General features: G+C 40.3%; 21 protein-coding genes and 1 tRNA gene. 16 read left to right on the forward strand and 6 right to left on the reverse strand.

The features are described 5' to 3' along the window. Positions 1-87: 87 nt before the first annotated feature. The 3 genes from H6G57_RS26150 to H6G57_RS26160 form a co-directional block, all read right to left on the reverse strand. On the reverse strand, positions 88-1,878 hold the full coding sequence (locus tag H6G57_RS26150) for a bifunctional diguanylate cyclase/phosphodiesterase (RefSeq protein ID WP_190524169.1): 1,791 nt from the start codon (positions 1,876-1,878) through the stop codon (positions 88-90). Beyond that, positions 1,875-6,698, reverse strand: coding sequence for a response regulator (locus H6G57_RS26155; protein WP_190524172.1), 4,824 nt, complete (start codon positions 6,696-6,698; stop codon positions 1,875-1,877). Before H6G57_RS26155 ends, H6G57_RS26150 begins: the two co-directional genes overlap by 4 nt. A gap of 126 nt (positions 6,699-6,824) precedes the next feature. Beyond that, positions 6,825-7,223 carry a hypothetical protein gene (locus tag H6G57_RS26160; protein WP_190524176.1) on the reverse strand — a complete coding sequence of 133 codons (399 nt, stop codon included), beginning with the start codon at positions 7,221-7,223 and terminating at the stop codon, positions 6,825-6,827. A 281-nt stretch (positions 7,224-7,504) separates the two neighbouring features. Between H6G57_RS26160 and H6G57_RS26165 the strand changes: the two genes are divergently transcribed. Next, the gene (locus tag H6G57_RS26165) at positions 7,505-7,756 is read left to right on the forward strand and encodes a hypothetical protein (protein ID WP_190524179.1); all 252 of its coding nucleotides are present in this window, start codon (positions 7,505-7,507) and stop codon (positions 7,754-7,756) included. Between the two features lie 49 nt (positions 7,757-7,805). Here H6G57_RS26165 and H6G57_RS26170 read toward each other — a convergent pair whose 3' ends face one another. The 3 genes from H6G57_RS26170 to H6G57_RS26180 form a co-directional block, all read right to left on the reverse strand. Beyond that, entirely contained in the window at positions 7,806-8,585 is a 780-nt protein-coding gene (locus H6G57_RS26170; RefSeq protein WP_190524182.1) for an RNA methyltransferase, read from the reverse strand. Positions 8,586-8,693: 108 nt separating this feature from the next. Next, a tRNA-Leu gene (locus H6G57_RS26175) sits at positions 8,694-8,777 on the reverse strand. Positions 8,778-9,046: 269 nt separating this feature from the next. After that, the gene (locus H6G57_RS26180; RefSeq protein ID WP_190524185.1) at positions 9,047-10,285 is read right to left on the reverse strand and encodes a VWA domain-containing protein; all 1,239 of its coding nucleotides are present in this window, start codon (positions 10,283-10,285) and stop codon (positions 9,047-9,049) included. A 55-nt stretch (positions 10,286-10,340) separates the two neighbouring features. Between H6G57_RS26180 and H6G57_RS26185 the strand changes: the two genes are divergently transcribed. The 15 genes from H6G57_RS26185 (at position 10,341) to H6G57_RS26255 (ending at position 23,463) form a co-directional block, all read left to right on the forward strand. Next, positions 10,341-11,027: an ATP-dependent Clp protease proteolytic subunit gene (locus H6G57_RS26185; protein WP_190524188.1), complete on the forward strand. Its 687-nt coding sequence runs from the start codon at positions 10,341-10,343 to the stop codon at positions 11,025-11,027. A gap of 31 nt (positions 11,028-11,058) precedes the next feature. Continuing rightward, positions 11,059-11,673 (forward strand): ATP-dependent Clp protease proteolytic subunit, encoded by a 615-nt coding sequence (locus tag H6G57_RS26190; RefSeq protein WP_072717118.1) that lies wholly within the window; start codon positions 11,059-11,061, stop codon positions 11,671-11,673. 93 nt (positions 11,674-11,766) lie between these two features. After that, the gene (locus H6G57_RS26195) at positions 11,767-12,387 is read left to right on the forward strand and encodes a J domain-containing protein (protein WP_190524191.1); all 621 of its coding nucleotides are present in this window, start codon (positions 11,767-11,769) and stop codon (positions 12,385-12,387) included. 127 nt (positions 12,388-12,514) lie between these two features. Beyond that, positions 12,515-13,102, forward strand: coding sequence for a COP23 domain-containing protein (locus H6G57_RS26200; protein WP_190524194.1), 588 nt, complete (start codon positions 12,515-12,517; stop codon positions 13,100-13,102). A 51-nt stretch (positions 13,103-13,153) separates the two neighbouring features. Then, positions 13,154-13,924: a serine protease gene (locus H6G57_RS26205; protein ID WP_190524197.1), complete on the forward strand. Its 771-nt coding sequence runs from the start codon at positions 13,154-13,156 to the stop codon at positions 13,922-13,924. 38 nt (positions 13,925-13,962) lie between these two features. Next, the gene (locus H6G57_RS26210; protein WP_190524200.1) at positions 13,963-14,865 is read left to right on the forward strand and encodes a serine protease; all 903 of its coding nucleotides are present in this window, start codon (positions 13,963-13,965) and stop codon (positions 14,863-14,865) included. 182 nt (positions 14,866-15,047) lie between these two features. Further along, the gene (locus H6G57_RS26215; RefSeq protein ID WP_190524203.1) at positions 15,048-16,868 is read left to right on the forward strand and encodes a VWD domain-containing protein; all 1,821 of its coding nucleotides are present in this window, start codon (positions 15,048-15,050) and stop codon (positions 16,866-16,868) included. Positions 16,869-16,951: 83 nt separating this feature from the next. Next, on the forward strand, positions 16,952-17,155 hold the full coding sequence (locus H6G57_RS26220; protein WP_190524206.1) for a hypothetical protein: 204 nt from the start codon (positions 16,952-16,954) through the stop codon (positions 17,153-17,155). Then, on the forward strand, positions 17,152-17,424 hold the full coding sequence (locus H6G57_RS26225) for a type II toxin-antitoxin system RelE/ParE family toxin (protein ID WP_190524209.1): 273 nt from the start codon (positions 17,152-17,154) through the stop codon (positions 17,422-17,424). The genes H6G57_RS26220 and H6G57_RS26225 overlap by 4 nt, the downstream gene beginning before the upstream one ends. A gap of 169 nt (positions 17,425-17,593) precedes the next feature. Beyond that, positions 17,594-17,836 carry a DUF4926 domain-containing protein gene (locus tag H6G57_RS26230; RefSeq protein WP_190524212.1) on the forward strand — a complete coding sequence of 81 codons (243 nt, stop codon included), beginning with the start codon at positions 17,594-17,596 and terminating at the stop codon, positions 17,834-17,836. Positions 17,837-17,884: 48 nt separating this feature from the next. Then, positions 17,885-19,201, forward strand: coding sequence for a DNA cytosine methyltransferase (locus H6G57_RS26235; protein WP_190524214.1), 1,317 nt, complete (start codon positions 17,885-17,887; stop codon positions 19,199-19,201). A gap of 3 nt (positions 19,202-19,204) precedes the next feature. Next, positions 19,205-20,008: an endonuclease gene (locus H6G57_RS26240; RefSeq protein ID WP_072717111.1), complete on the forward strand. Its 804-nt coding sequence runs from the start codon at positions 19,205-19,207 to the stop codon at positions 20,006-20,008. 90 nt (positions 20,009-20,098) lie between these two features. After that, positions 20,099-20,782 carry a deoxyribose-phosphate aldolase gene (gene deoC, locus H6G57_RS26245; protein ID WP_190524217.1) on the forward strand — a complete coding sequence of 228 codons (684 nt, stop codon included), beginning with the start codon at positions 20,099-20,101 and terminating at the stop codon, positions 20,780-20,782. Positions 20,783-20,816: 34 nt separating this feature from the next. Next, the gene (gene recO, locus H6G57_RS26250) at positions 20,817-21,761 is read left to right on the forward strand and encodes a DNA repair protein RecO (protein WP_190524220.1); all 945 of its coding nucleotides are present in this window, start codon (positions 20,817-20,819) and stop codon (positions 21,759-21,761) included. A 187-nt stretch (positions 21,762-21,948) separates the two neighbouring features. After that, positions 21,949-23,463 (forward strand): MFS transporter, encoded by a 1,515-nt coding sequence (locus H6G57_RS26255; protein WP_242049098.1) that lies wholly within the window; start codon positions 21,949-21,951, stop codon positions 23,461-23,463. The last annotated feature ends 380 nt before the right edge of the window (positions 23,464-23,843 follow it).

Here is a 23,843-nt window from a genome sequence, read left to right on the forward strand (position 1 = left end):
ACAGATTACTATTAACACTTGACTTTTGAACTAATAACTGATCACTGATGACTGATCACTGATCACTGATAACTGATAACTGATTAACTACCATTGCGGGGAAGATCGCAGTAAATTAACTGCTTGTTCAGGTGTTAACGCTTCTGAGAAAAAATACCCTTGACCAAAATCACAATTTAATTGCCTTAATTTTGCTAATTGCTGGGCTGTTTCGATGCCTTCTGCAATTACATTCATTCCCATCTTTTGAGCAATATTAATAATCACCGGAACTAAGCCTAATCTTTGCGGGATTTCATCTAATCCTTGAATAAAGGATCGATCAATTTTTAAGGTATCTACAGGAAAAGAATGGAGATAACTCAAGGAAGAATATCCGGTTCCAAAATCATCTAAACTCAGTTGAATTTCTCGTTGTCGTAACTGATTTAAAATAATCTGTGCTGTTTTCAAATTATCCATAATGGCACTTTCTTTAATTTCTAATTTTAAAGATCGAGAATTCAGACGAGTTTCTTGAAGAATTTCATCCAGTTGACTAATTAAATTACTTTGGGTAAATTGTCGCGGGGTGAGATTAATACTAATGGTTAACGGAATTTCCTGAAATTGTTGTTGCAAATCATGGATTTGTTCTGTCGCTTGTCGTAAAATCCAATTGCCAATTTCTATAATTAAACCAGTTTCTTCTGCCACGGGAAGAAACTTAGCGGGAGGAATTAAACCCTGTTGAGGATGATGCCAACAGACTAAGGCTTCAAATCCGACAATTTTACCTGTTTTTAAAGCAATAATCGGTTGATACTTAACGGCTAATTGTTGTTCTTTAATCGCCGTGCGTAAATCGGTATCAAGTTGTAAAAAAGATAAGGCATTTTGGTACATAGAAGGATCAAATATTTGATAACAAGAAGTTCCCCGGTATTTTGCACGATACATGGCCGTATCCACATCGCGTAAAATTTGTTCCGGTCGGGTATAGTCCCGTTGACTATAGGCAACTCCAATACTGGCATTAATATAAATCGGATAAGTTAAAATAGAAAAGGGTTGAGCTAAAATATCAATAATGGTTTCTGCCATTTTAATCGCGGTTTCAGGGTCAGTTAAATGGGTTAATAAAATGGCAAATTCATCTCCCCCAAATCGAGCCAAAATATCCACATCAGGAAACGCCGATTCTAATCGTTGGGCTATGGCAATTAATAATTGATCCCCAACGGAATGACCCAAAGAATCATTAATCACTTTAAAGCGATCGCAATCTAAAAATAAAACGGCAAATTGACAATTGGGATCAGCTTGTAACTCCTTCAGGGCGACTTCTAAACGTTGAATAAATAAAACTCGATTGGGTAAGGTCGTCAACTCATCATACAAGGCTTTTTTAAGCAGTTGAGCATGAACCTCTTCTAGTTGTTGGGTGCGTTCCTTAACCCGGTTTTCTAATTCTGTATTTAATTCTACAATTTTTTTCCGAGCAAATTGTAACGACAGTTGATTTTGTACCCGTACTAAAACTTCATCAAATTGAAACGGTTTAGTAATATAATCTGCTGCCCCAACAGCAAACCCTTTAAGTTTATTCTGAACTTCATCTAAAGCACTTAAAAAGATCACCGGAATTTCAGTGGTTTTAGGATTTGCTTTAATCGACTTACAAACCTCATACCCATCCATTTGAGGCATCATAATATCTAATAAAACTAAATCAGGAGCTTGAATTTCAATCGCTCTTAATGCGATGATGCCATTCAAAGCTTGGCGCACGTCATACCCACGCCGAATCAGCATCTTTGATAATAATCGTAAGTTTTCAGGATTATCATCAATGATCAGAATATTGCCGCTATAAATATCAGGTTGTTTGTGAATCATTGTTTTTTCCGCACCGAATCTTCAGGCTGTTTCGCCCATTCCATGACTTGATCAAAGTGAAAGTTATCCACTAAATCACTCAAATGTTGAGCCATTGCTTCATGTTCAGGTGGAATTTGACCAATTAGCTGAAGTAACAAACGATCACTACATTGAGCCGCCGCATAATAGAGTTGTTCGACCCATTCTGGTGGCATGATCTCTAATGCAGGGGAAATAACCAAAGGTGAAGAAAGAGTAGGGGGGGATAGAGGAAGTGATCCTAGCCGTTGAGACAAAAATTCGGGCGCATATTGATATTCCACCTTTAAATATTCACTTATTTTGTCCAAAAGTTCATCCTCTTGAAATGGAATACACAAAAAATCATCAAAACCAACCGATAAAGCCAACTGTTTATCCTCCTCCGATCCCGATGGGATCATGGCTAGAATAATCGTTTGATGGGGAAGTCCTTCCTCAAATTCGGTTTCAGAGTTTCTGAACTCAGGTGAATCGTCAAGGGGACATTCTTCTAGGCGAATTCTTTGAATGGCTTCATAACCACTCATAATCGGCATCCACATCTTCATGACAATTAAGTGGGGTTTCCAAACACGGTGGAGGATTAAACCTTCCTGACCATTTTCTGCTTCACGGACTTGAAACCCCATTTGTTCCAGAAACTGAGTCAGATGAGAACGCCAAGCAATTTGATCTTCCACGACCAACAAACGATAGTTCGGTTGATTGGGAGATAAACCGATAATTTTCCCCGAAGCGGAAACCGGATCTTGAGATTGAACTTCTCCAAGTTGGACAGGAATCACTAAAGTTAATTTTACGCCTTGATTGGAGTAACGTTCCATCACCATTGTTCCTTCCATCAGATGCAAAAATTGTTGACTCATGGGTAAGCTCAAATGTTCTGCTTCTGCAAAGGCTAGACTCCTTTGAACGGATGTAAAAGGTTTAAATAAATCTTTAATTTCTAGGGAATCTTGATTCAACACGGTGGTTTCAATTTCAAATTCAAGTTTGATGGCTTCTGGCGGAGAATCCGATGGCGAAGGGGACATGAGAACCTCCGAATTGGGCAATAGGGCTTTAACGCGCCAGCATAACGTTCCCGCTTCTGTCCAAGTCATCAAATGTCCTAAACAATTTAAAAGAATTTGCCTGAATTTATTTTCATCGGCAATAATCCATTGGGGAAGATTTGGATCTCGTTCTACCTCAAATTTTAAGCCTTTCGATTTAATTTTGGTACTCAGTAAATCTTGGACATAATCTAACCCCTGAAATAAATCAAACTGGGTGGGATTCAGACTAATTCGGTCAGCTTCTAACTTCGACATTTCCAGAATATCGTTAATTAGAGCTAATAAATGTTTTCCACTTCGATGAATAATCTTGATCTGTTCTTGTTGCTCATAACTCAGACTCGAATCTCGGTTCATCAGTTGAGTAAAGCCTAAAATTGCATTTAGAGGCGTGCGTAATTCATGACTCATATTCGCTAAAAATTCACTTTTAGCTCGGTTGGCTGCATCCGCCGCTTCTTTGGCTTGACACAATTCTTCCGACTGTTGTTGGGTATGAGTTAATAACGCCACTTGTTGTAACGCCACTCCTAATTGGGCACCAATTTGTACGACTAAATTAATTTCTGATTCCTGCCATTGACGGGAATTAAAATGTTGATATACCGCCAACAGTCCCCACAATTTTAGCCGCGAGGAAACCAAGGAAGAAGTCGCTGTTGATACCGTTTGGCAGAAAATCGGAACAATTAAGTAGGATTTTACCTGCATTCGTTCTAACAATTGCAAATAACAATCAGGAAATCCAGCTTGATAAATATCATCAATACACAAATAGCTCAGACCATCCCGATGCACTCCCTCTTGAATATCTCGAAGATAAGTATCTTGAACCCGATCTTCTTGGTTTAAACTTAATAAAACACAATTTTCAGGTTCCAAAATTGTCGGATCAAAATCGGGATCATGAATGGATTGATACAGGAGAGATTGACAACCAGATACCAAAGATTCTGCTACAAATTGACCCCGACCATCGGTATTAAATTGATAAATTCCGACTCGATCACTGTTTAATTCATACCGTAATTCTTGAGTGGTGGTGCTGAAAATTGTATCTGCATCCAACGTTTGGCGCATTCGACCAATCATTCGGGCTAGGGTCTGTTGACGTTGGGCTGTTTCTCGTAGTACGGTTTCGGCTTGTTTATTTTGAGTAATATCAATAATTAAACCATCCCATAAAATGCTACCATCAACTTGAGGTTCAGGACGGGCATTTGCTTGTAACCATTTGATCTGACTTGAAGCCGTGATAATTCGCCAGGTATAAGTCCAAGGACTTAAATATTCAGCAGAATCACAAATTGAATTGAGCACTCCTTGTAAATCTTCTCGATGAACTTTGGCGAATAATTGATGGACATCAATCATCGCCTGGGAGGGAGATATCTCATATAAATCCCAACACCCAGAACTAATATAGGGTAAACTCATAGAACCATCGGGATGCAGCATAAATTGATAAATCACCCCCGGTATATTATCGGCTAAATTTTGATAGCGAGTTTTACTTTTTTCTAAGGCTTGTTGGGTTTCTTGAGTGGTTTGACGAATTGCAATTAATTCTCCAATTAGTTTCAGCCAATTTTGGGTTTCTATTGTCCATCCTTCTATAGAATGGAAATTAATAATCCCCATAAATCCTTTGGTTTTTCCAGATTTCATTAAGGGAATAAAAATCAGGGATTGACAACCGATACAACGCAGAGTTTTGAGATCTTGAGGGGATAAATCAAGACATTCATCTAAATTGGCGATCGCTAAAATTTCGGTTCTTTTAGATTGTAATTGTTGATGAATCCAGGGTAAAGTTTGCACCGATAAAACCGGGTTAGAATGGGTTCCATTTTGGGGTTCATTCAGCCACCATTGAGCCGTAATATTCCAGGGAGCATGGGGAGAATTACAATTAAAAATAAATGTCCAATCACACTGGAGAAACTGAGCAATTTCTTGTAGGGTAGAACGAATTGTATTTTCTAGGGTTTCATTAATAAACAGCCGAGAAATATGGCTAAGGAGATGATCCATTCGGGATCGATATTCCAATAATTCTTCTGCTAATTGTCGTTCTAGTTCCGCCCCGGCTCGATCAGCAAAAATTTTCAGAATAGATTCTTGACTAACATTCAGTTGTTTATTATGAATATCTATAACAATTAATATTCCAATAATATCATGATCAGAATTAAATAAAGGAATCCCCCAATAACTTTGGGCTTGTAATTCTGTCAAGTCTCGATCATCAGGAAATAAAATCTGTACATTTTCGCTAAAATGACAGGACTGAGCCATTTTAATCACCTGCTCACAGGGGGTTCCTATTAAGTCATAAAGCAAGCGATCACTCCATTTTTCCCCATCCCAAAAAGCTAAATTAGCAAGTTGAGGGGGAGCAGTCTTTAAAAGTTTAAAAACCCCCACATAACGAACTTGTAAAACTTCCGCTAAATAGTAAACGCAGGAACGAAAAAACTCTTGACCTGTTTTGGAAGCCGTTCCTTCCACAATCATTTGTAAGGCGCGTTCCGTTGTTTTTTGTTCTGTAATATCCGATGCAGTTCCCGTTATCCCAATCACGTCTCCTTGAGCATTATAAACCGGAAAGGCATTCACTAACAAATGTACCCATTTTCCTGATTTAGAAACATTAATCAGGTGGTGTCGGACTAAAGCTTGACCTGCTAATACTGGTTGAAATACCTTTTGAACATAAGAAACTTGAGTCAGAGGAACAAAATGGGAAAAAAGACGACCCATCACTTCTTCGGGTTCGTATTCCAGAATCGTTTTAACGGCTGGATTCACAAAGGTATAACACCCTTTTAAATTTGCTGACCAAATAATATCTTGAGAAGTTTCAACTAAATTCCGATATTTTTTTTCACTTTTTCTTAAAGCTTCTTCAGCTTCCTGCCGATCTTGTTGAGCTAATTCTTGCTCGGTAATATCATTAATAATTGATAAAATACAAATTTTTTCTTCTAATGCAATTAATTCTGCTGATAATAACAACGTTTTGATTTGACCCCCTTTGGTTCGCTGTTGAATCATTTGATTATGAATCGAATTTCCCTGTTGCAGATATTGTTTTAATTGAGATTCATCTTCAGGATTAACCCACAGGTTTAACTCAATCGCCGTTTGACCAATGACTTCAAATTCTTCATAGCCAAAAGTTTTGAGAAAACTGGGATTAACATCTAAAAAATAGCCTTCATCATAGGTGATTAAAGTAATAGGATTCGGACTATTAAAAAAGGCTTTCGTAAATTTTTCTTCCAGTTGTTGACGGGTTGTAATTTCAGCCCGGAGTTGCAGATTTTGGGCTTTTAATTGACGATGTAAACTTTGGATCGTTAGTTGATGGTGAATACGAGCCAAAATTTCATCTTTTTGTAAAGGTTTAGTTAGATAGTCTGCCGCCCCAATTTGAAACGCTTTTACTTTTTCAGAAACCTCTTCAATTACGCTAACAAAGATAACCGGAATATGCTGCGTTGTCAAATCAACTTTCAGACGTTGACAGACTTCATATCCATCCAAACCGGGCATCATAATATCCAATATGATGACATCTGGAAGAGTTTCCCTGGCAACCTTTAATCCCAATTCCCCAGAATTAGCGAGTTGAACTTGGTAGCCTTGCAAACTCAGGAGTTTTCCTAAATATTTAAGGTTGATCGGAGAATCATCAATGATTAAAATATTAACAGCTTGATATTCAGCTTTCATCCATCCAGTATCCTGATTGAGCCAGCCCTCAGTAATCCGTCATCACTCATCAGTCGTCTGTTATCGGTTAAGGGTTAACTCAAAACCCATTTTAGATAACAGATAACTGATGACTAATTCCTGATCCTAAGCTTTTTTTAATAATTCTGCCCGGATCGAGCCGCCTTTCCACGTCCATTCCTCTCGTTCCTCCGTTGGGACAAACTGTGCCCACAGACTCCCTGGAGCCACTTCATAGAAATGGTCGATCTGTGCGATCGCTATTTCTCCCCAAGGTGCTCTCACCTGGATCAGATCCCCCAAATGAAAAACATCCCCGGTTGCATTTTGGGCTTCTTCGAGTTCAACCCAGGGTTTAGGGGGTGTGTGATCTACTCGCCGAGGTTTACTAAAAGAGGGTCTATTTCTATCAGAATCAGAATGTGGACGGGAAGGACGAATGGATTTTTCACTTCCTGCGGGTGTCAATTGAATTTCCAGAGCAGGTTTGGGTCTGACAATAGCGGGGGGGGTTTTCTCGTCCATGAATCAACGGCTCCATCAAGAATGAATGTGAGTAGTTTAGATCAACATTCTAGACCTTGTGGATGCTTCCGTGCCAAGCCACGAGGTTCTGTTCGTGTCAAAACACAATTCAAAACAAATCAGCCCTAGTAAACGTGTTAGGTTAGGTTTAGTCTAACCTTTCCTCGGTGTCTTTACCTTGAGCTTGAAGTTCTCCGACCGTTCTATCCTTTGGGAATCTAATTTAACAGGTTTATTTGTTTTTAGCGAGAGAGATTTACCGTTTCAGGAGTCACCCCGTCATGAATAAAAATCAGCAAGATCTTCGTCGTAGTGCCGCCGAAAAATTCATTGAGTCTTTTGATCAAGAATTATTAAGTGCATTTCAAGAGCCCGATACCGTGACTCCCCCCCCTCAAGCTGCACCCCCAGAAAAATCGGGTTCTTCCTCTCCTCGTCCCTCTAAACACCCGGAAGGGATTAGTTTATCAGATTTGGAAGAAGCAATTTCTGATATTGAACAATATTTAAAAGATCGACATACACAAAAATAAAGGCAAGGGGATCAGGCAGAGCAGTAGAGTAAGCTTTACCCGTTAACCGTCACACCCCGGTTCGTTGGCGTTGAGCTTCATAGAGCATCAGGGCCACACAAATGCCAACATTCAGAGACTCTACCCCTCGCTGTAAGGGAATTTGAACTTGATGATCCGCTAAAGCCTGAAGCTCAGGAGAAAGTCCACCCCCTTCATTCCCAAAGACCATCAACGTGGGTTGGGTAAAATCTAATTGCCAATAGGATAGGGAGGCTTGGGGAACTGTCGCTACAATTTGTAATCCTTGTTGCTGAAACCGGATAATATCGTCGGCTAAATTAAAGCTTACTGTTTTATTTAAACGAAACCAAGCTCCCGCAGAGGCTCTTAACACTTTGGGATGATCTAAATCGACACTATCAGCACTCAGCCACAACCCATCTACTCCGGCGGCGGTTGCGGTGCGAATAATAGTTCCTAAGTTACCCGGATCTTGTAACGTTTCTAAGGCAATTCCTAAACCCTGAAGTGCTTGGGGTTTTGACTCCAGGCGAGGGGCTAAGGCAATTACGCCATCAGGATGAACCGTTGTCGCCATTGCTTCGAGTACCTCTGGACTAACCAATTCAAACCGGGGAGTTTCTTGGCGTAAACTATCCCATAACGGTTGGTGACGATCTTGCCACAGTGAAGTATAACAAACTGTGGTTAAGGGATGGCCCGCAGCAGAAGCTTCTTCGACTAAGTGGGTTCCTTCTAATAAAAATAACTGTTGTTCTTTGCGTCCCTTCGCTTGGTGAAGTTTGCGAATTTGCTTCACTAATGGATTTTGCAGACTCGTTAACATGATCACTGTGGAACAGGCATCTTGCCTGTTAAATCGTTAAATCGGGTGTGGCCTACCAAAAGAGTAAAATCAGATTAGGGCGCGGAAACCACGCCCCTACCTGTCAGATGCGGAACCCGGGACTTGAACCCGGAAGTCCTTGCGAACACTAGAACCTGAATCTAGCGCGTCTACCAATTCCGCCAGTTCCGCTTTTTTATTCATTTGCACAATTATCAATCTTGTCATGGTTTTGTAAATTTGTCAATCCCTCTTTCGATTTAATTAGAGCAGGGGACAGGGAACAGGGGGACAAGGGGACAAGGGGACAAGGGGACAAGGGGACAAGGGGACAAGGGGACAGGGGGACAAGGGGACAGGGGGAGGAGAGGGAAGGGGAATGATTAATTATCGAGAGTTGTTTTTACCCCTCACAAAAACCCATTATTTACAGGTAGGGGTGAGGAGTAAGGTTTAACCAATTATTTTAATACCGTTTTAGAGACAATTCGGGTTTTCTTCTTATCAGCTTCCGATAATTCTTCTCCTGATTGTAAGCGAGTGGCGCTGGTTTGTAGCACTGTTGCTGCATTTTTATCTCCCATTTGTAAAGCGGTTTTAGCCGCAGTTTGTAACATCGTTGCGGCTCCAGCGCGATCGCCTTGTTGCAATTTCGTTTCTGCAATTTGAGTTTGACGATATTTGGCTAGAGCTAAAATTTGTTGTTGTACAAATCCATCAGCTTTCGGTTGATAGGAACTCACAAAATTTCCGTCCACCCAGATCGGATCAGAATATAAATTTTGTAAGTCTAAAGAAGGATCATCATAACGAACTTGCACTTGGGCGATCGCTTGTTTTCCTTCAGAAAATTGACCAAAATATAAATTGGCTAAGACCACCCGTTCGACATCTTTCATCACATCCCCTAGACGAACCATCCATTTTTCTCCTTCTTTTTGAACAGGTAATTCAATCGTATCAGGGGCGACTTGGGCGATCGGTTTGAGTTCGGCTAACCGCACATTGGGCATTAAATCCAACAGTAAATAGGCATTGGTTAACCCCACGGACTGCATTTTATTAAATAAACGGCTAAATTCATCCAAAGCTTGTTCAGGACGTTCAATATAAGCTAAACTTCCCCCCGCCGCATCAGCAATTTCTTCTAAAACATCCGAGTTCCAATCTTCCCCAAACCCTAAAGTATTGATGGTTAAGTTATAATTGGCAGCAAGTTGGGCTAATTTCAAACACCGGGTATTGTCGCCGTGTTCGTTTTCACCATCGGTTAATAAAAAGGCTTGAGAAATTCGTTCGGCTTTGCCTTTCCCTAATTCCTCAATGCCTAATTTTAGCCCTTCATCAATGGCTGTCCCCCCGGATGTTTTTAACGCTTGAATTTTGCGTTTAATATTGTCCAAATCTTTAATATCTTGATTAGGAATTAAAACCTTAGCGCGATGATCAAACGCTATAATAGAAATGCGATCGCCGGGTTTTAATCGATCCACTAACTCGATCGCCGCCTGTTTGACAGTTTCTAAGGGTTTTCCACTCATGGAACCGCTATGATCTAAAATCAGGCACAAATTCAAAGGGACATCAGCATCAGTTTGGGAGGGAAAAGCCGAAATGGAGATCGCAAGCTGACGTTGACTGGTAGCCTGGGAGACATCGAAGTTGGGATCGCTAAGAATCGCTTGCAAACTGACTTTCATAGGATTACCTGGAGTTGCGCTACTATTTTTATAAGTTTAAGGATGAGAATTCCTCATGAGAGAACCCATTCAAGCTGTGCAATCGGCATATTCTTACACCGATAGCCCGATTCGGACTCCCCCGCCAGATTTGGAATCCCTTCTATTGAAGGAAAGGATTGTCTATCTGGGACTTCCCCTGTATTCGTCCGATGACATCAAACGTCAAGTGGGGATTGATGTTACTGAACTGATTATCGCTCAACTGCTTTACTTACAGTTTGACGATCCAGAGAAACCCATCTATTTCTACATCAACTCAACGGGAACTTCCTGGTATGGAGGAGATGCAATTGGGTTTGAAACCGAAGCCTTTGCCATTTGCGATACCCTGGGCTATATTAAACCTCCGGTTCATACCATTTGTATTGGTCAAGCCATGGGAACTGCTGCCATGATTTTAGCAGCCGGAACCAAAGGATATCGGGCGAGTTTACCCCATGCCACCATTGTTTTAAATCAAGCTAAAAGTGGGGCGAGAGGTCAAGCAACGGATATCCAAATTCGGGCGAAAGAAGTTCTTGATAATAAAAGAACAATGTTAGAAATTTTGTCAAAAAGTACCGGACAATCGGTGGAAAAAATTTCTAAAGATACGGATCGGATGTTCTATTTGACACCCGATGAAGCCAAGGAATATGGTTTAATTGACCGGGTGTTAAAAAGTCGGAAAGAATTGCCTTCATTGGTGGCAACGGTTTAACATTAATTTAGACTTCAAAAGGGGTAAAGCTATGCCTATTGGGATTCCGAGTGTTCCTTATCGTCTTCCAGGTAGTCAATACGAAAGATGGATTGATATTTATACCCGTTTGGGTGTAGAACGGATTTTATTTTTAGGTCAAGAAGTCACCGATGGGTTAGCCAATCGCATTGTCGCCCAAATGCTGTATTTAGATGCGGAAGATTCTAATAAACCCATTTATTTGTATATCAATTCTCCCGGAGGATCGGTAACAGCAGGGATGGCAATTTACGATACCATGCAATACATTAAAGCCGATGTGATTACCATTTGTGTGGGTTTAGCGGCTTCAATGGGAGCATTTTTATTAGCCGCAGGAAGCCCTGGAAAACGTTTGGCTTTACCTCATGCTCGGATTATGATTCACCAACCTTTAGGAGGGGCAAGGGGTCAAGCAACGGATATCGAAATTGAAGCAAAAGAAATTTTGAGAATCCGCAGCTTGTTGAATGATATTTTAGCCAGTCGTACCGGGCAAACGTTGGAAAAAATTCAAAAAGATACGGATCGAGATTATTTTCTCTCGGCCCAAGAAGCCAAGGATTATGGTTTAATTGACCAAGTGATTGAAGAACGGGTTCCCGTGGCATTAACCGCAGGTTAACTGTTTATTATTCACAACAATTGGTGGGTTTTGCCCACCAATTCACCCTGTAATTCTTTTTCTACATTAATCAAATCACTGATCGCATTAGTGATGGATGCAACAGATTACTATCGACAATTAGGATTAAGATTCGGCGCTAGTTTAGAGGCGGTGAAATCGTCTTATCGGAAGTTAGCCAGACAATATCATCCTGATGTGAATCCGGGAAATGAAGCTGCTAGAGAAAAGTTTATGGCGATCACAGAAGCCTATAAATTTTTGTTAACCGTAGCCAAACCGGAAGCAGAATTAGAACCTGTAACGGCTTCAACTAAACCCGGAGGATCTCAGTCGGGATTTTCTCACTATCAAGCTCCAAAAGTTACAATTAAACCTAAAAGTCCACCGATTCAATTTAATGTTGAATTAACCAAAGAAGAACAAAAAATTAAACAAAATTCCTATTTAGAGTTACAAAATTTATTAAAAAATAAGCGTTTTCCCCGTGCGATCGCTTTAATTGAAGGGTTAGCCCAACGGATTCCGAATGACCCTGAAATTCGCCAATGGCAAGCGATTTCCTATCAACGTTGGGGGCGACAATTGATTTTAGAAAAGCAGGTGGAAAAGGCTAGAAATTATTTAAAGAAAGCATTAAAAACCGATCCCCATAATCGAGCCTTATGGGCGGAAGTTGAACGAGATTTTAGGCAGTTGGAAAAGATTTATTAGTTTTCAGAAAACTGATGTCTGAATTATAGTTTTGTTAAGATTTGTAAAAAAATCGAATAATGCTTGATTTGCTGGGCTTGTTTTGGGATGATTAGCTTATTTATCATTTTCGACTAAAATTTGTTATATGAGATACAAACCTCTAATTACCGCCAGTCTAATTGCCTTTTGTAGTAGCTTTTTAGCACCTCAAAGGGCTTTGAGTCAACCCGCACCAGGACAACGGGGTTTTTTCTGCGATACCTCCACAGGAACCCCAACAACAGTTTATCAAAACTCCCAAGGAAGTCGAGAACCTTGGATTAAATGGGAGTCTGATGCGTTTTCAGGAGCGGGTTATGATCCCCTAAGACGCTGTACAGAAGTCAGTGGACGTTTAGAAACCTATCGCCAGAATAAACAGCTTAAATATATCACTGCCGGGATGATGAATAGCCAACAGGTGATCTGTACGGCGAGTCAAGTGAATGGACGTTGTGAAGGATTAATTTTCACCCTAAAACCGAATCAAGATGCTGTGACAACCCTGAATAAATTGTTAGCTTGGCGAGAAGGACAAGCGGGGACTCCATCTCTGTCTGAAAGTGGCAATATTCCTTATATTGATGTCAGTGGACGTTTAGAAAATGAAAGCCATTCTCTCACAACTCCTCAATTTAATCCCCAACCTGTCCCACCACCAATGACACCTAGCAATGGTGCGCGGGAACTTTAAACCCATATGAATTGCCCTATTATTAGGATTGGAATTTGTTTAACAGCACTGATGATTTTATCAGAATATCATCCTGTGTTTGCACAATTTCCAGAGATTAATTATCGTTTAAGTGATGAGCAAACGGTCAATCTGGAAAGATTAGCGCGGTTAACAACGGTTCGGATTTTAACTCCTAATGCTTCGGGTTCTGGTGTTATTATCCAACGACAGGGGCAAACTTATACCGTGATTACAAATTGGCACGTTCTGGCATTTAGTCAGCAACAAACGGTAATTGCTCCTGATGGGCAAAAGTATGGATTATTAGCTGTAAAACAGTTAGGAAATACGGATTTAGCGATCGCCTATTTTAAGAGTAACACCAATTATCAAATTGCTGCGATTAGTCCCGGTGCGATCGCTGTTGGAGAACCTGTTTTTGCAGCCGGGTTTCCCATGTATCAGGAACACTCTTTTCAAACCACCTTTGATCAAGGTTTGCAAGTGTTTCGTTTCACTCAAGGGATTATCTCTATTTTACCCCCCAAATCTTTACCCCAAGGCTATCGTTTAGGTTATACCAATGATATTCAAGTAGGGATGAGTGGGGGGCCTATTTTTAACCGTTGGGGGCAATTAATTGGCATTAATGGCAGACTGAAAAACCGTGATCCTGATTTTGGCGTTTATGCCTTTGAAGATGGCACAGAACCTTCTCAAGAAATGTTGGAATTAATGGTGAATTCCAGTTGGGGGATTCCAATTATTCCCTATTGGCATAATACCCTAATTTCTCAACCTGTCACGGCGGGTTCCACAATCATTTCTGATACTCATTAAAGTTTTCATTCATTGTCAAGGGTTCACAGAGGGAAATTATGAATAATCGATTTTTGGGTTTGAATTATGTACCCAGTATAATTGTTGGGACGGTTGCTGCTTTAGTAATTGTACAACCTGCGATCGCTAAAACCGCTAAAGAAGTCGCTCAAATTGCCATTCCCACTACCGTACAAATTAATAACACTCTAGTTGCAGACGCAAGCGGTTCAGGCGTAATTATTTCTAAAAAAGGCAATACTTACACGGTATTAACAGCCAATCATGTTGTCAATAATCCCAACTCGGAATTTGTCATTAAAACTTCTAAAGGAAAAGATCATCCCGTCACCTCCGTTAAAACTTTACAGAAAGAAGGAAGTGGCCCAGATTTAGCAATTATTACCTTTGAAACAACTGAAGAATATTCTGTTGCACCGATTAGTAATTCTGATGAAGCTACTATTGGTTCAGGGATTTATATTTCAGGATATCCCTTAGCAGTAATGGGTTCAACGGAACGAGAATATGCCTTTACAAGTGGACAAGTGACTAATATTCGCTCAAGTAATCCTGAAGGTTATACAATGCGTTATGATGCCGTAACTCGACGCGGAATGAGTGGCGGGCCAGTATTTGATGTCAGTGGTCGGGTGATTGGAATTCACGGTCAAGGGGATACGGTAGCCACAGTCAACAATGAATCTGCTGGCAGACAGGAAGAAGTAAAAACAGGGTTAAATTCAGCAATTCCCATTAATACATTTATTGCGTTAATGCCAGAAGTAAATGTGGAAAAATCGGCAGTAAAAATTGATAATAAACCACCGGAAAATGTAGATGCAGAAAAAGTAGATGATGCACAGGTTAATAATTGGTTTGGAAGTTTTGCTCAAGATTTAATTAAAGATGTAATTCGTAACGAAGTCCAGCGAGGACTACGGCAAATTTTACCTTTTTAGCAAAGCTTCCCTCTCGTTTCTAGCAGAGCCTAGAAATGCCACCCAGCAGGCTCCGCCTGCGCTGACCTATTCAACTTTCATTTTAGAGGTTGATGAGGCAGAGCCTCTTTAACAGCATTCCGAGTTAGAAACTCGGAACGAGAATAACGTTTAGAATCATCGTTAATTTAGTGAGGAATGTTATGCAACGCATTCGGTACTTCCTATTAGCAATTGTTTGTTTTTTAACTGCTATTTTAATTCCGGGTACATTCGTTAATCGTCTGTTTTCAACAGTAATGTGCGCTGTTTTTAGTTTTAATTGGGGAGCTTGCACCGTTAATTTAGCTAAAACGTCTGACCGAGTTGTGGCAGCTTTCCCACCGAGCTTGGAAAGAAATATTGACAATTGGTTGACCCAGAGATCAGGGGAATTTGATGATGAATCTAGTCCTCCTGCACCTGTTAATAATCAACAGGCTCCACCTTATCCCCAAGAAATTAGCCCCGACTACATTAGAGATGAATTTCGTGATGAGATCAACAATAGACGTGAATTTAGAAATGATGATCTCTATGAAATGCCCTATGACGAGTGTGGGAGACCTAAATGTGATTTTTCAAGTATTCTTAAAAGTGGTCCAGTTGACAAATATCAAAAATGCTTTGGAGCGAGTGGTGGTCAGTGTGGATGGGACACCAGAGACAGAGACCCATTACATCCACCGCAATATAGACCTGACTGTAGGGTTGAAATGTATGAAACACCAGGCAGCCGGGCACATGATCAATGTTGTCTTGATCACCCTAGAGGCTATGCGTGCAGTGGGTGGGGTGATCGTAACCACATAGAAAGTCATACTCCACCAATACTATGCGAAAGAGAGTTTATTGCAGCCATGGCCGCGTCGGAATTGGAGCCACTGAACCCTAACAGCCAGTCTGAGCTGAAGCTTTACGGCCCTTACTACAACCCCGATTACGGGAAAGAGTGTTCTCCAACTCCCCCAACTCCACAACCCCCAACCCCAACACCCATACCACAAGTTGTTCCTGGTGGTGGTGGCTCACACGGAGATCCTCACCTAACAACCCTAGACGGACAAAAATACGATTACCAAGCCGTCGGCGAATTTGTCCTTACCCGTACCAAAAACCGTCAATTTGAAATTCAAGTTCGACAAGCGCCCTTCAAAAACATTAACACTGCTGCCATTAACGCCGCAGTCGCTATGAAAGTCGGTGATGCCAGAGTGGGAATTTATGCAACGGGTTTCCCCGATGACCAGACAAAAATTCCTCTGAGAATTGATGGTAAACCCGTCGAACTAAAAGGCACACAAAACCTTGCAGGTGGAGGTAGTATTACTCAGAATGGAGGTACAAGTTGGACTGTTCAATGGCCTACAGGAGAAGTTGCAAACTTTGAAATTGCAGACCCTGGTGGTTCTCCCATGATCGATCTATCGACAGGCGTAACAGAAAATGATCAAGGTCAATTAGAAGGATTACTCGGTAATTTTAATGGCAATCCTTCTGATGACTTTATGACTCGTGATGGTCGGATTATTCCCCAAAATCAAGAAGCGATGGATACTGCCCGATCTGTATTAAGTAGCTTTAATATTAATCGCTGGATTCCGATTCCAATTGATCCCTTAACTGAAGCTTTCTTAGATACAATTCATAGTCAATTTGGCAATAGTTGGCGAATTTCTCAAACTGAATCTCTGTTTGATTATGCCCCCGGAAAAAATACGGGTACTTTCACAAATCCCGCCTTTCCCAATGGTTTTGTAATCTTAAGAATGCTGGCTCCTGATGCCGTTGCTAAGGCAGAAGAAGCCTGTCGAAAAGCTGAAGTTCCGAGCGATCGCTTAGAAGGTTGTTTATTTGATGTTGCGGTAACAGGTGAAACAGGTTTTGCTCGTGTTGCGGCTAACTTCCTTAAAAACAAAGTTCGTCAACGAGTCGAACGGGAAATTCGCAACCGGATTCCAATTCCAGTTCCTTTACCGTTCTAATTCTCACAGATAACCGTGTCGAAAAAAGATATCGGCTAAAATAGAAGCATCATTCCCACTCACTCATCTCGACATAAAAACCTATGAAAATAGAAGACTATCCACTAGCTAAAGAATTGCTTTTTGATGCCGAAGGTAACATTAGTCAAGTCATTCTCAATTATACTGACTATCAATATCTTCTCGACGCGATCGAAGATCGAGCATTTCTCCTCGCTATGGCTGAAGTCAAACATGAAAAGCCCTTAAGCTTACGGCAAGCACTTACAGAACTGGAAAAAGAATGAAAGTCGAATATCTACCCAGTTTTTTGAAGGATTTAAAATCTCTTAAAAGTACACCTGTATTTGAGCAAATCAAGGGACTGGTTTTTGATGAAATTCCTAATCTTTCTGATTTACAGAACCTCGTTAACTTGAAAAAGTTAAAAGGCGATGACAATGCTTATCGGCTTCGGGTTGGTGACTATCGAATCGGTTTCTATTTTGAGGGGGAAACCGTAACTTTTGCTAGAGTTCTCCACCGCAAAGATATTTATCGTTACTTTCCACCATAATTTGAGAGCGATCGCCAAACTTTTCTAATCATAAATCGCTTATCCTTTCCATCAAATTGCTATTCTATAGTAGGTAAGTCTCTGATTCTAGCAGCTTGGATCGTCCGCGAGGGTGAAAATTTCCCCAGATTAACAAATTGTTATCCCGTCAAAAAGTGAGGCAAAAACAATGCAAATAATTAAAGACCTAGATATTGTTGCTTTAACAGAAGACATAGAAGCAACCCATTTTGAAACGAAAGAAATTATTAAATTATCTAAAGGACAAGTAGGAACAGTGGTGATGGAATTTGATGGCAGTGCCTTTGAGGTAGAATTTTCTCATCAAGATGGCACAACTTATGCAATGGAGACGATTCCCGCTACAATGTTAATGCTTTTACATTATGAATTAGTAGAATCTGTAAGTTAGCGCAACTGAGAACACAACGACTAATAATATTTTGCTTTCCGCGTTTGAATGTTAAAACCATTAATTGTGCAGACTCAACAACGGCCTATTGCTGTCGATTTATTTGCGGGTGCTGGAGGAATGACCCTAGGCTTTGAACAAGCTGGGTTTGATGTTTTAGCTGCGGTAGAACTTGATCCTATTCATTGTGCAACCCATGAATATAATTTCCCCTTTTGGAAGGTTTTATGTGGCAATATTGAACAGGTGAAAGGATTAGAAATTAGGAAGGGGTCGGAAATTGGTGATCGAGAGATTGATGTTGTCTTTGGGGGGCCACCGTGTCAAGGGTTTTCTTTAATTGGAAAACGAGCGTTTGATGATCCCAGAAATAGTTTAATGTTTCACTTTATTCGGTTAATTCAGGAATTACAGCCGAAATATTTTGTTTTAGAAAACGTTCCGGGTTTAACCATTGGTAAACATCAGAAATTTATAGCTGAAATTATTGAGACATTGCAAAATAATGGGTATCAAGTCGTAGAACCTTATCAAGTTTTAAATGCTTCTTATTATGGTGTTCCTCAAGATCGATCGCGTTTATTTCTTTTAGGATCTCGGCAAGATTTACCTTTACCGGGTTATCCCCCAGTAATGACTAAACCACCCAAGGTTAATGCTAAAATAGAGGAGAAATTTAAGCATCTTCTCCCTTGTCCAACGGTTTGGGATGCTATTGGAGATTTACCCGAAATTGAACAATATCAAGAGTTAAAATCAAAAGACTATACCGTTGTAGAGTATAAGAAGCCGAGCCAATATGCTAAAATTTTGCATAATTTGTCTCGATTAACAAATGATTTTTCTTATCCTCGAATTTATGATCAAAATTTATTAACTTGTAGTTTGCGATCGCAACATAACCCAACGTCTATCGCTAGATTTGAAGCCACAGAATGGGGAAAAATAGAAAAAATTAGTCGATTTCATAAACTCGATCCGGCAGGGTTATGTAATACTTTAAGAGCCGGAACACCGAGTAACCGAGGTGCGTTTACTTCCCCTCGTCCTATTCATCCCTATTCTCCCCGTTGTATTACGGTGCGAGAAGCCGCGCGTTTACATTCCTATCCTGACTGGTTTAGATTTCAGGGGACAAAATGGCATGGATTTCGACAAGTTGGAAACTCAGTTCCCCCGTTATTAGCAAAAGCCGTTGCGGGTGAAATTATTAAAGCTCTGGGGATAATTCCCAGCCAACCACAACAAGAGGAAAAATTAGGTCATGAGGCGTTATTATATTTAAATATGTCCCAAGCCGCAAAACGGTATGGTGTTGATCCTCATGTAATTGAACCCAGAAAAAGAGGAAATAAAGACGAATAAACTATGGCAGATAAAACCAATAAATCTGGAATGTATAATGCAATTATTGCTGAAATTTTCAGACGGCATTATCAAGAAGGAATAACCAATTTTGAGTTCAATCGTTCTGAATTTATTGAAGTTGCTCAAAGTCTTAATATTCCACCTCCTAAAAATTTAGGTGATGTATTATATTCCTATCGTTTTAGGAGAGAACTTCCCAAAGTCATATCTGATACTGCACCTGATAGTTTAGAATGGGTTATTGAGTTAGCGGGTCAAGGAGTTTATAGATTTAAACTCAGTCCAATTAATCGAATTCTTCCTAATCCTAATCTGATTTGTATAAAAATTCCTGACTCAACACCTGAAATTATCAATAAGTATGCTTTAACTGATGAACAAGCACTATTAGCAAAGGTACGTTATAATCGGTTAATCGATATTTTTTTAGGAATTACAACATATTCCTTACAAAATCATCTAAGAACTACAGTACCTAATATTGGACAAATTGAAATTGATGAAATTTATGTTGGGGTGAATCAGAATGGCGTGCAATATGTCATTCCTGTTCAAGCCAAGGGAGGATCTGATCAACTTGGTGTTGTTCAAACAAAACAGGATATAACCTGTTGCATCACTAAATTCCCTGATTTGATTTGTCGTCCGGTATCTGCTCAATTTATGCAAAATAATGTTATTGCAATGTTTGAATTAACCCTAGAAAATGAGCAGATTAGGATTGTTAAGGAAAAACATTATCAATTGGTTTTGAGCAAAGATATTTTAAGAGAGGACTTAGAACAATATAAAATATGGGAATAATTTTAGCTAAAATTAATAATCACAAGGAGAAATGATATATACTAAGAGCTAGTAGGATAGTTATATTTTTTCAATTAAGGAAATAATTTTATGGTAAAGTCCTCCAATATAGAAATTGATATTGCTCCCTATATTGACCATACCTTACTCAATCAAACTGCAACCCCGGAAGAAATTCAACAGTTTTGTTATCAAGCAGAACGTTATAAATTTGCTTCCGTTTGTGTGTTTCCCCATTATGTTAAACTCGCTAAAGAACTGCTACAAGGAAAACCGCCAAAAGTCTCAACGGTGATCGGATTTCCAACGGGGGCTACAACTTCTAAGGTTAAACTTTATGAAGCTCAAGAAGCGGTTGAAAATGGAGCAACGGAATTAGATGTTGTGATTAATTTAAGTTGGTTAAAAACCAATAAAACTGAGGAATTATATCAAGAAATTGCTGAAATTTGTGAAGAAACTGGGCAAACCGTAAAAGCCATTATTGAAACGACAATTCTCACAGAAGATGAAAAACGCCTAGCCGTTGAAGTGTTAATGGATGCGGGAATTGCTTATATTAAAACCAGTACGGGTTGGTATGGAGGAGCAACCGTTGCCGATATTCAACTCATTAAATCCATTGCTAAAGGACGAGTGGGAATTAAAGCCTCTGGTGGGATTAGAACCTACCAACAAGCGGTTGATTTAATTATAGCGGGAGCTACTCGTTTAGGCACTTCTCGTGGTGTTGAGATTTTGACTACAGATATCCAAGGAGAAGATAGTTACTGATAACGGATACTAGATAACGGATTATCAAAATTCAATGAATAAAACTTATATTGCTACGGGGATTAATTTAAAAGGGAAACCCTTTGGAGAATCGGATCGCCTTTTAACGATTTTAACGCGAGAATTTGGATTAATTCGAGTGATTGCACCGGGAGCGAGAAAAGCAAAATCGCGGTTAGGGGGACGCAGTGAATTATTTGTTGTTAATCAATTATTAATAGCTAAAGGGCGATCGCTTGATAAAATAACACAAGCCGAAACCTTAACGACCTATTCAGGATTAGGCAAAAATTTAGGCAAATTAGCCGCGAGCCAATATTTAGCAGAAGTAGTGCTGAACCAAGCCTTAAGCGAACATCCCCAAGAGGATTTATTTGTTCTCCTGAATGAACATTTAAACCGTTTACAAAGTCTTCCCAATTCTCCCTTAATTGCCCATTCCACCCAAATAATTGCCAGTTTAACTCAGGGGATTTTCCATCTTCTCGCCTTAGCCGGGACAGCCCCCCAAGTCCAATTGTGCTGTTTAACTCAACGTCTGCTACGTCCTAATTTTACCGATGAACAGTGGCGCGCTGGGTTTAGCGTGGATGCGGGAGGAATTATTAACCTGTCCGAGTGGACAAAATTACACCGTCCCTGTTCTCCCCAACCTCAAAAACCCATTCCTGTAGCCTCCAGACCTATTGCTGTTGCTGAGTCGGGGAATTCTTATACTATTGAGACGGTTGCTCAACCCAAACTCAAGATTAATACCAAACTCACCGCCCCGCAGTTAGCAATTTTGCAACAGTTAGCCCAACCGCAACTCCTTGACACCGGGGCTTTCTCCCTTTCTCCCTCAATTTCCGCCCTTGATTGGATGACGGTAGAACGGATATTACGACAATATACAGAATATCATTTAGGCTATCCGATCCGGTCAGGGTTACTGATTGATACCTTTACCCACCAATTTATTGTAGACCCACCGTTTTAAGAATTGGTTCGGATTTCTCTCCTGGGTTTTGCTCAGAGTGACGCGAGTGATCCAATTGATCATTAAACTGTTAAGGAGAGTGTGAAATGATGAGAAGCCCTGAACGGAATTTTCCGCCTCCAGAAATTCCCGTGATTTTTCCCTCAAGCCTGACTCCTTTGAGAATGCTGCTTTAATAGTATGTATGATGCGATCGCAAGATTTAGAAAAACAGTTTAAATTCCATCAACCCTGGGCCACCATGAAAGATTGGGAGACTGACTCCTTGTTAGAAATTCCCGCTTCTACCTCCGTAGAATTAGACCCAGTAAAAAATGGGCATTCAACGCCTTCTTTTCCCCACGTTTCTCCAGAGGTCGAGGACACTGGAACTAAAAACAATGGGAGTCTTCCTGAGCCGCCCCAAGATGAGGAAGAACGCGGATTTTTACCTGTTCTGAGAAATAAGAATTTTCTGGCGCTTTGGAGTGGACAACTGTTCTCCCAATTGGCTGATAAAGTGTATTTAGTGTTAATGATTGCGATTATTTCCACCCGCTTTCAACAGGCTGATCAAACGATTAGTGGGTGGGTATCAGCCATTATGATGGCGTTTACTATTCCGGCGGTTTTGTTTGGGGCGGGGGCGGGGGTATTTGTTGATCGATGGTCAAAAAAAGCCGTTTTAGTAATTACTAATTTATTACGAGGGGGACTTGTTCTCGCTTTACCCGTCGTTTTGTGGCTATTTCAGGGTCAACAATTGGGTCAATTACCTGTTGGGTTTTATATTTTATTAATCACAACTTTTTTAGTTTCTACTTTAACTCAATTTTTTGCACCTGCTGAACAATCAGCGATTCCTTTAGTTGTTGAAAAACGTCATTTATTATCGGCGAATTCTCTTTATACAACAACCATGATGGCTTCCGTCATTGTCGGGTTTGCGGTGGGCGAACCTTTATTAGCTTTGGCTGATTTCATGGGTCATTTACTGGGGTTTGAAGCCATTGGTAAAGAAGTAATTGTTGGCGGAGAATACGTTATTGCCGGATTAATTCTGTTGTTGTTAAATCCAAAAGAACAAAACAATAACTCTCCCCATGAACAACCCCATATTTTAGCAGATTTACGGGATGGAATTCGATATTTAAGCAATCATACGTTAATTAGGAATGCGTTATTGCAATTAATCATTCTATTTTCTATTTTTGCAGCCTTAGCGGTTTTAGCGGTGCGTTTAGCGGAAATTATTCCTGAAATTAGCTCCTCCCAATTTGGCTTTTTATTAGCGGCTGGAGGGGCGGGAATGGGGATTGGAGCAACAATTCTTGGTCATCTCGGTCATCGGTTTGCCCATTTCCAACTGGCGTTAATGGGTTCTCTGGGTGTGGCGGGATCATTAGTGGGGTTATCCATTTTTAATCAACAATTATGGCCGACTTTGAGCTTGATTTTATGCTTAGGAATTTTTGGGGCGATTGTTGCGATTCCCATGCAAACCACTATTCAAGCTGAAACCCCGGAAGAAATGCGAGGGAAAGTTTTTGGACTTCAGAATAATGCGATTAATATTGCCTTAAGTTTACCTCTCGCCTTAGCGGGATTTGCTGAAACTTTAATAGGATTATCTAATGTCTTTTTAAGTTTAGCAGGATTAGCGATCGCCGGGGGTTTCCTGACTTGGTTAATCTCTCGAAATGCTCCCCATCTTGCTGAGTAGTGAATAGGGGAGGGGGAACTGCTCATGGGTTTAGATTTGCTAAAATCAAAGTTTAATTAGGAGAAGAGGATATTAAAATCTATTCTATGGTCAATGATCCCCCCTAACCCCCCTTAAGAAGGGGGGAACAGGAGATCCAAGTCCCCCTTTTTAAGGCAGGGCTGTTTCATTTTCCCAAATTGGGGACTCAATTTGACTCCCCAATTTTTGCCGAATGAGGCGAAAAAACTGAGTAATTCTAACTGAATTGTCTGGAGTTTTGCTCAGGGGATAATTTTTCTGATTTGTGAATAACAAAAACTTCTCTAAAGCTTTCGTATAGAGGACTTACATCTATTTTATTTAGATTTTTACCGCTCTAAAACTCGATGATTTTCAGG

Source organism: Planktothrix sp. FACHB-1365 (assembly GCF_014697575.1).
Taxonomy (GTDB): domain Bacteria; phylum Cyanobacteriota; class Cyanobacteriia; order Cyanobacteriales; family Microcoleaceae; genus Planktothrix.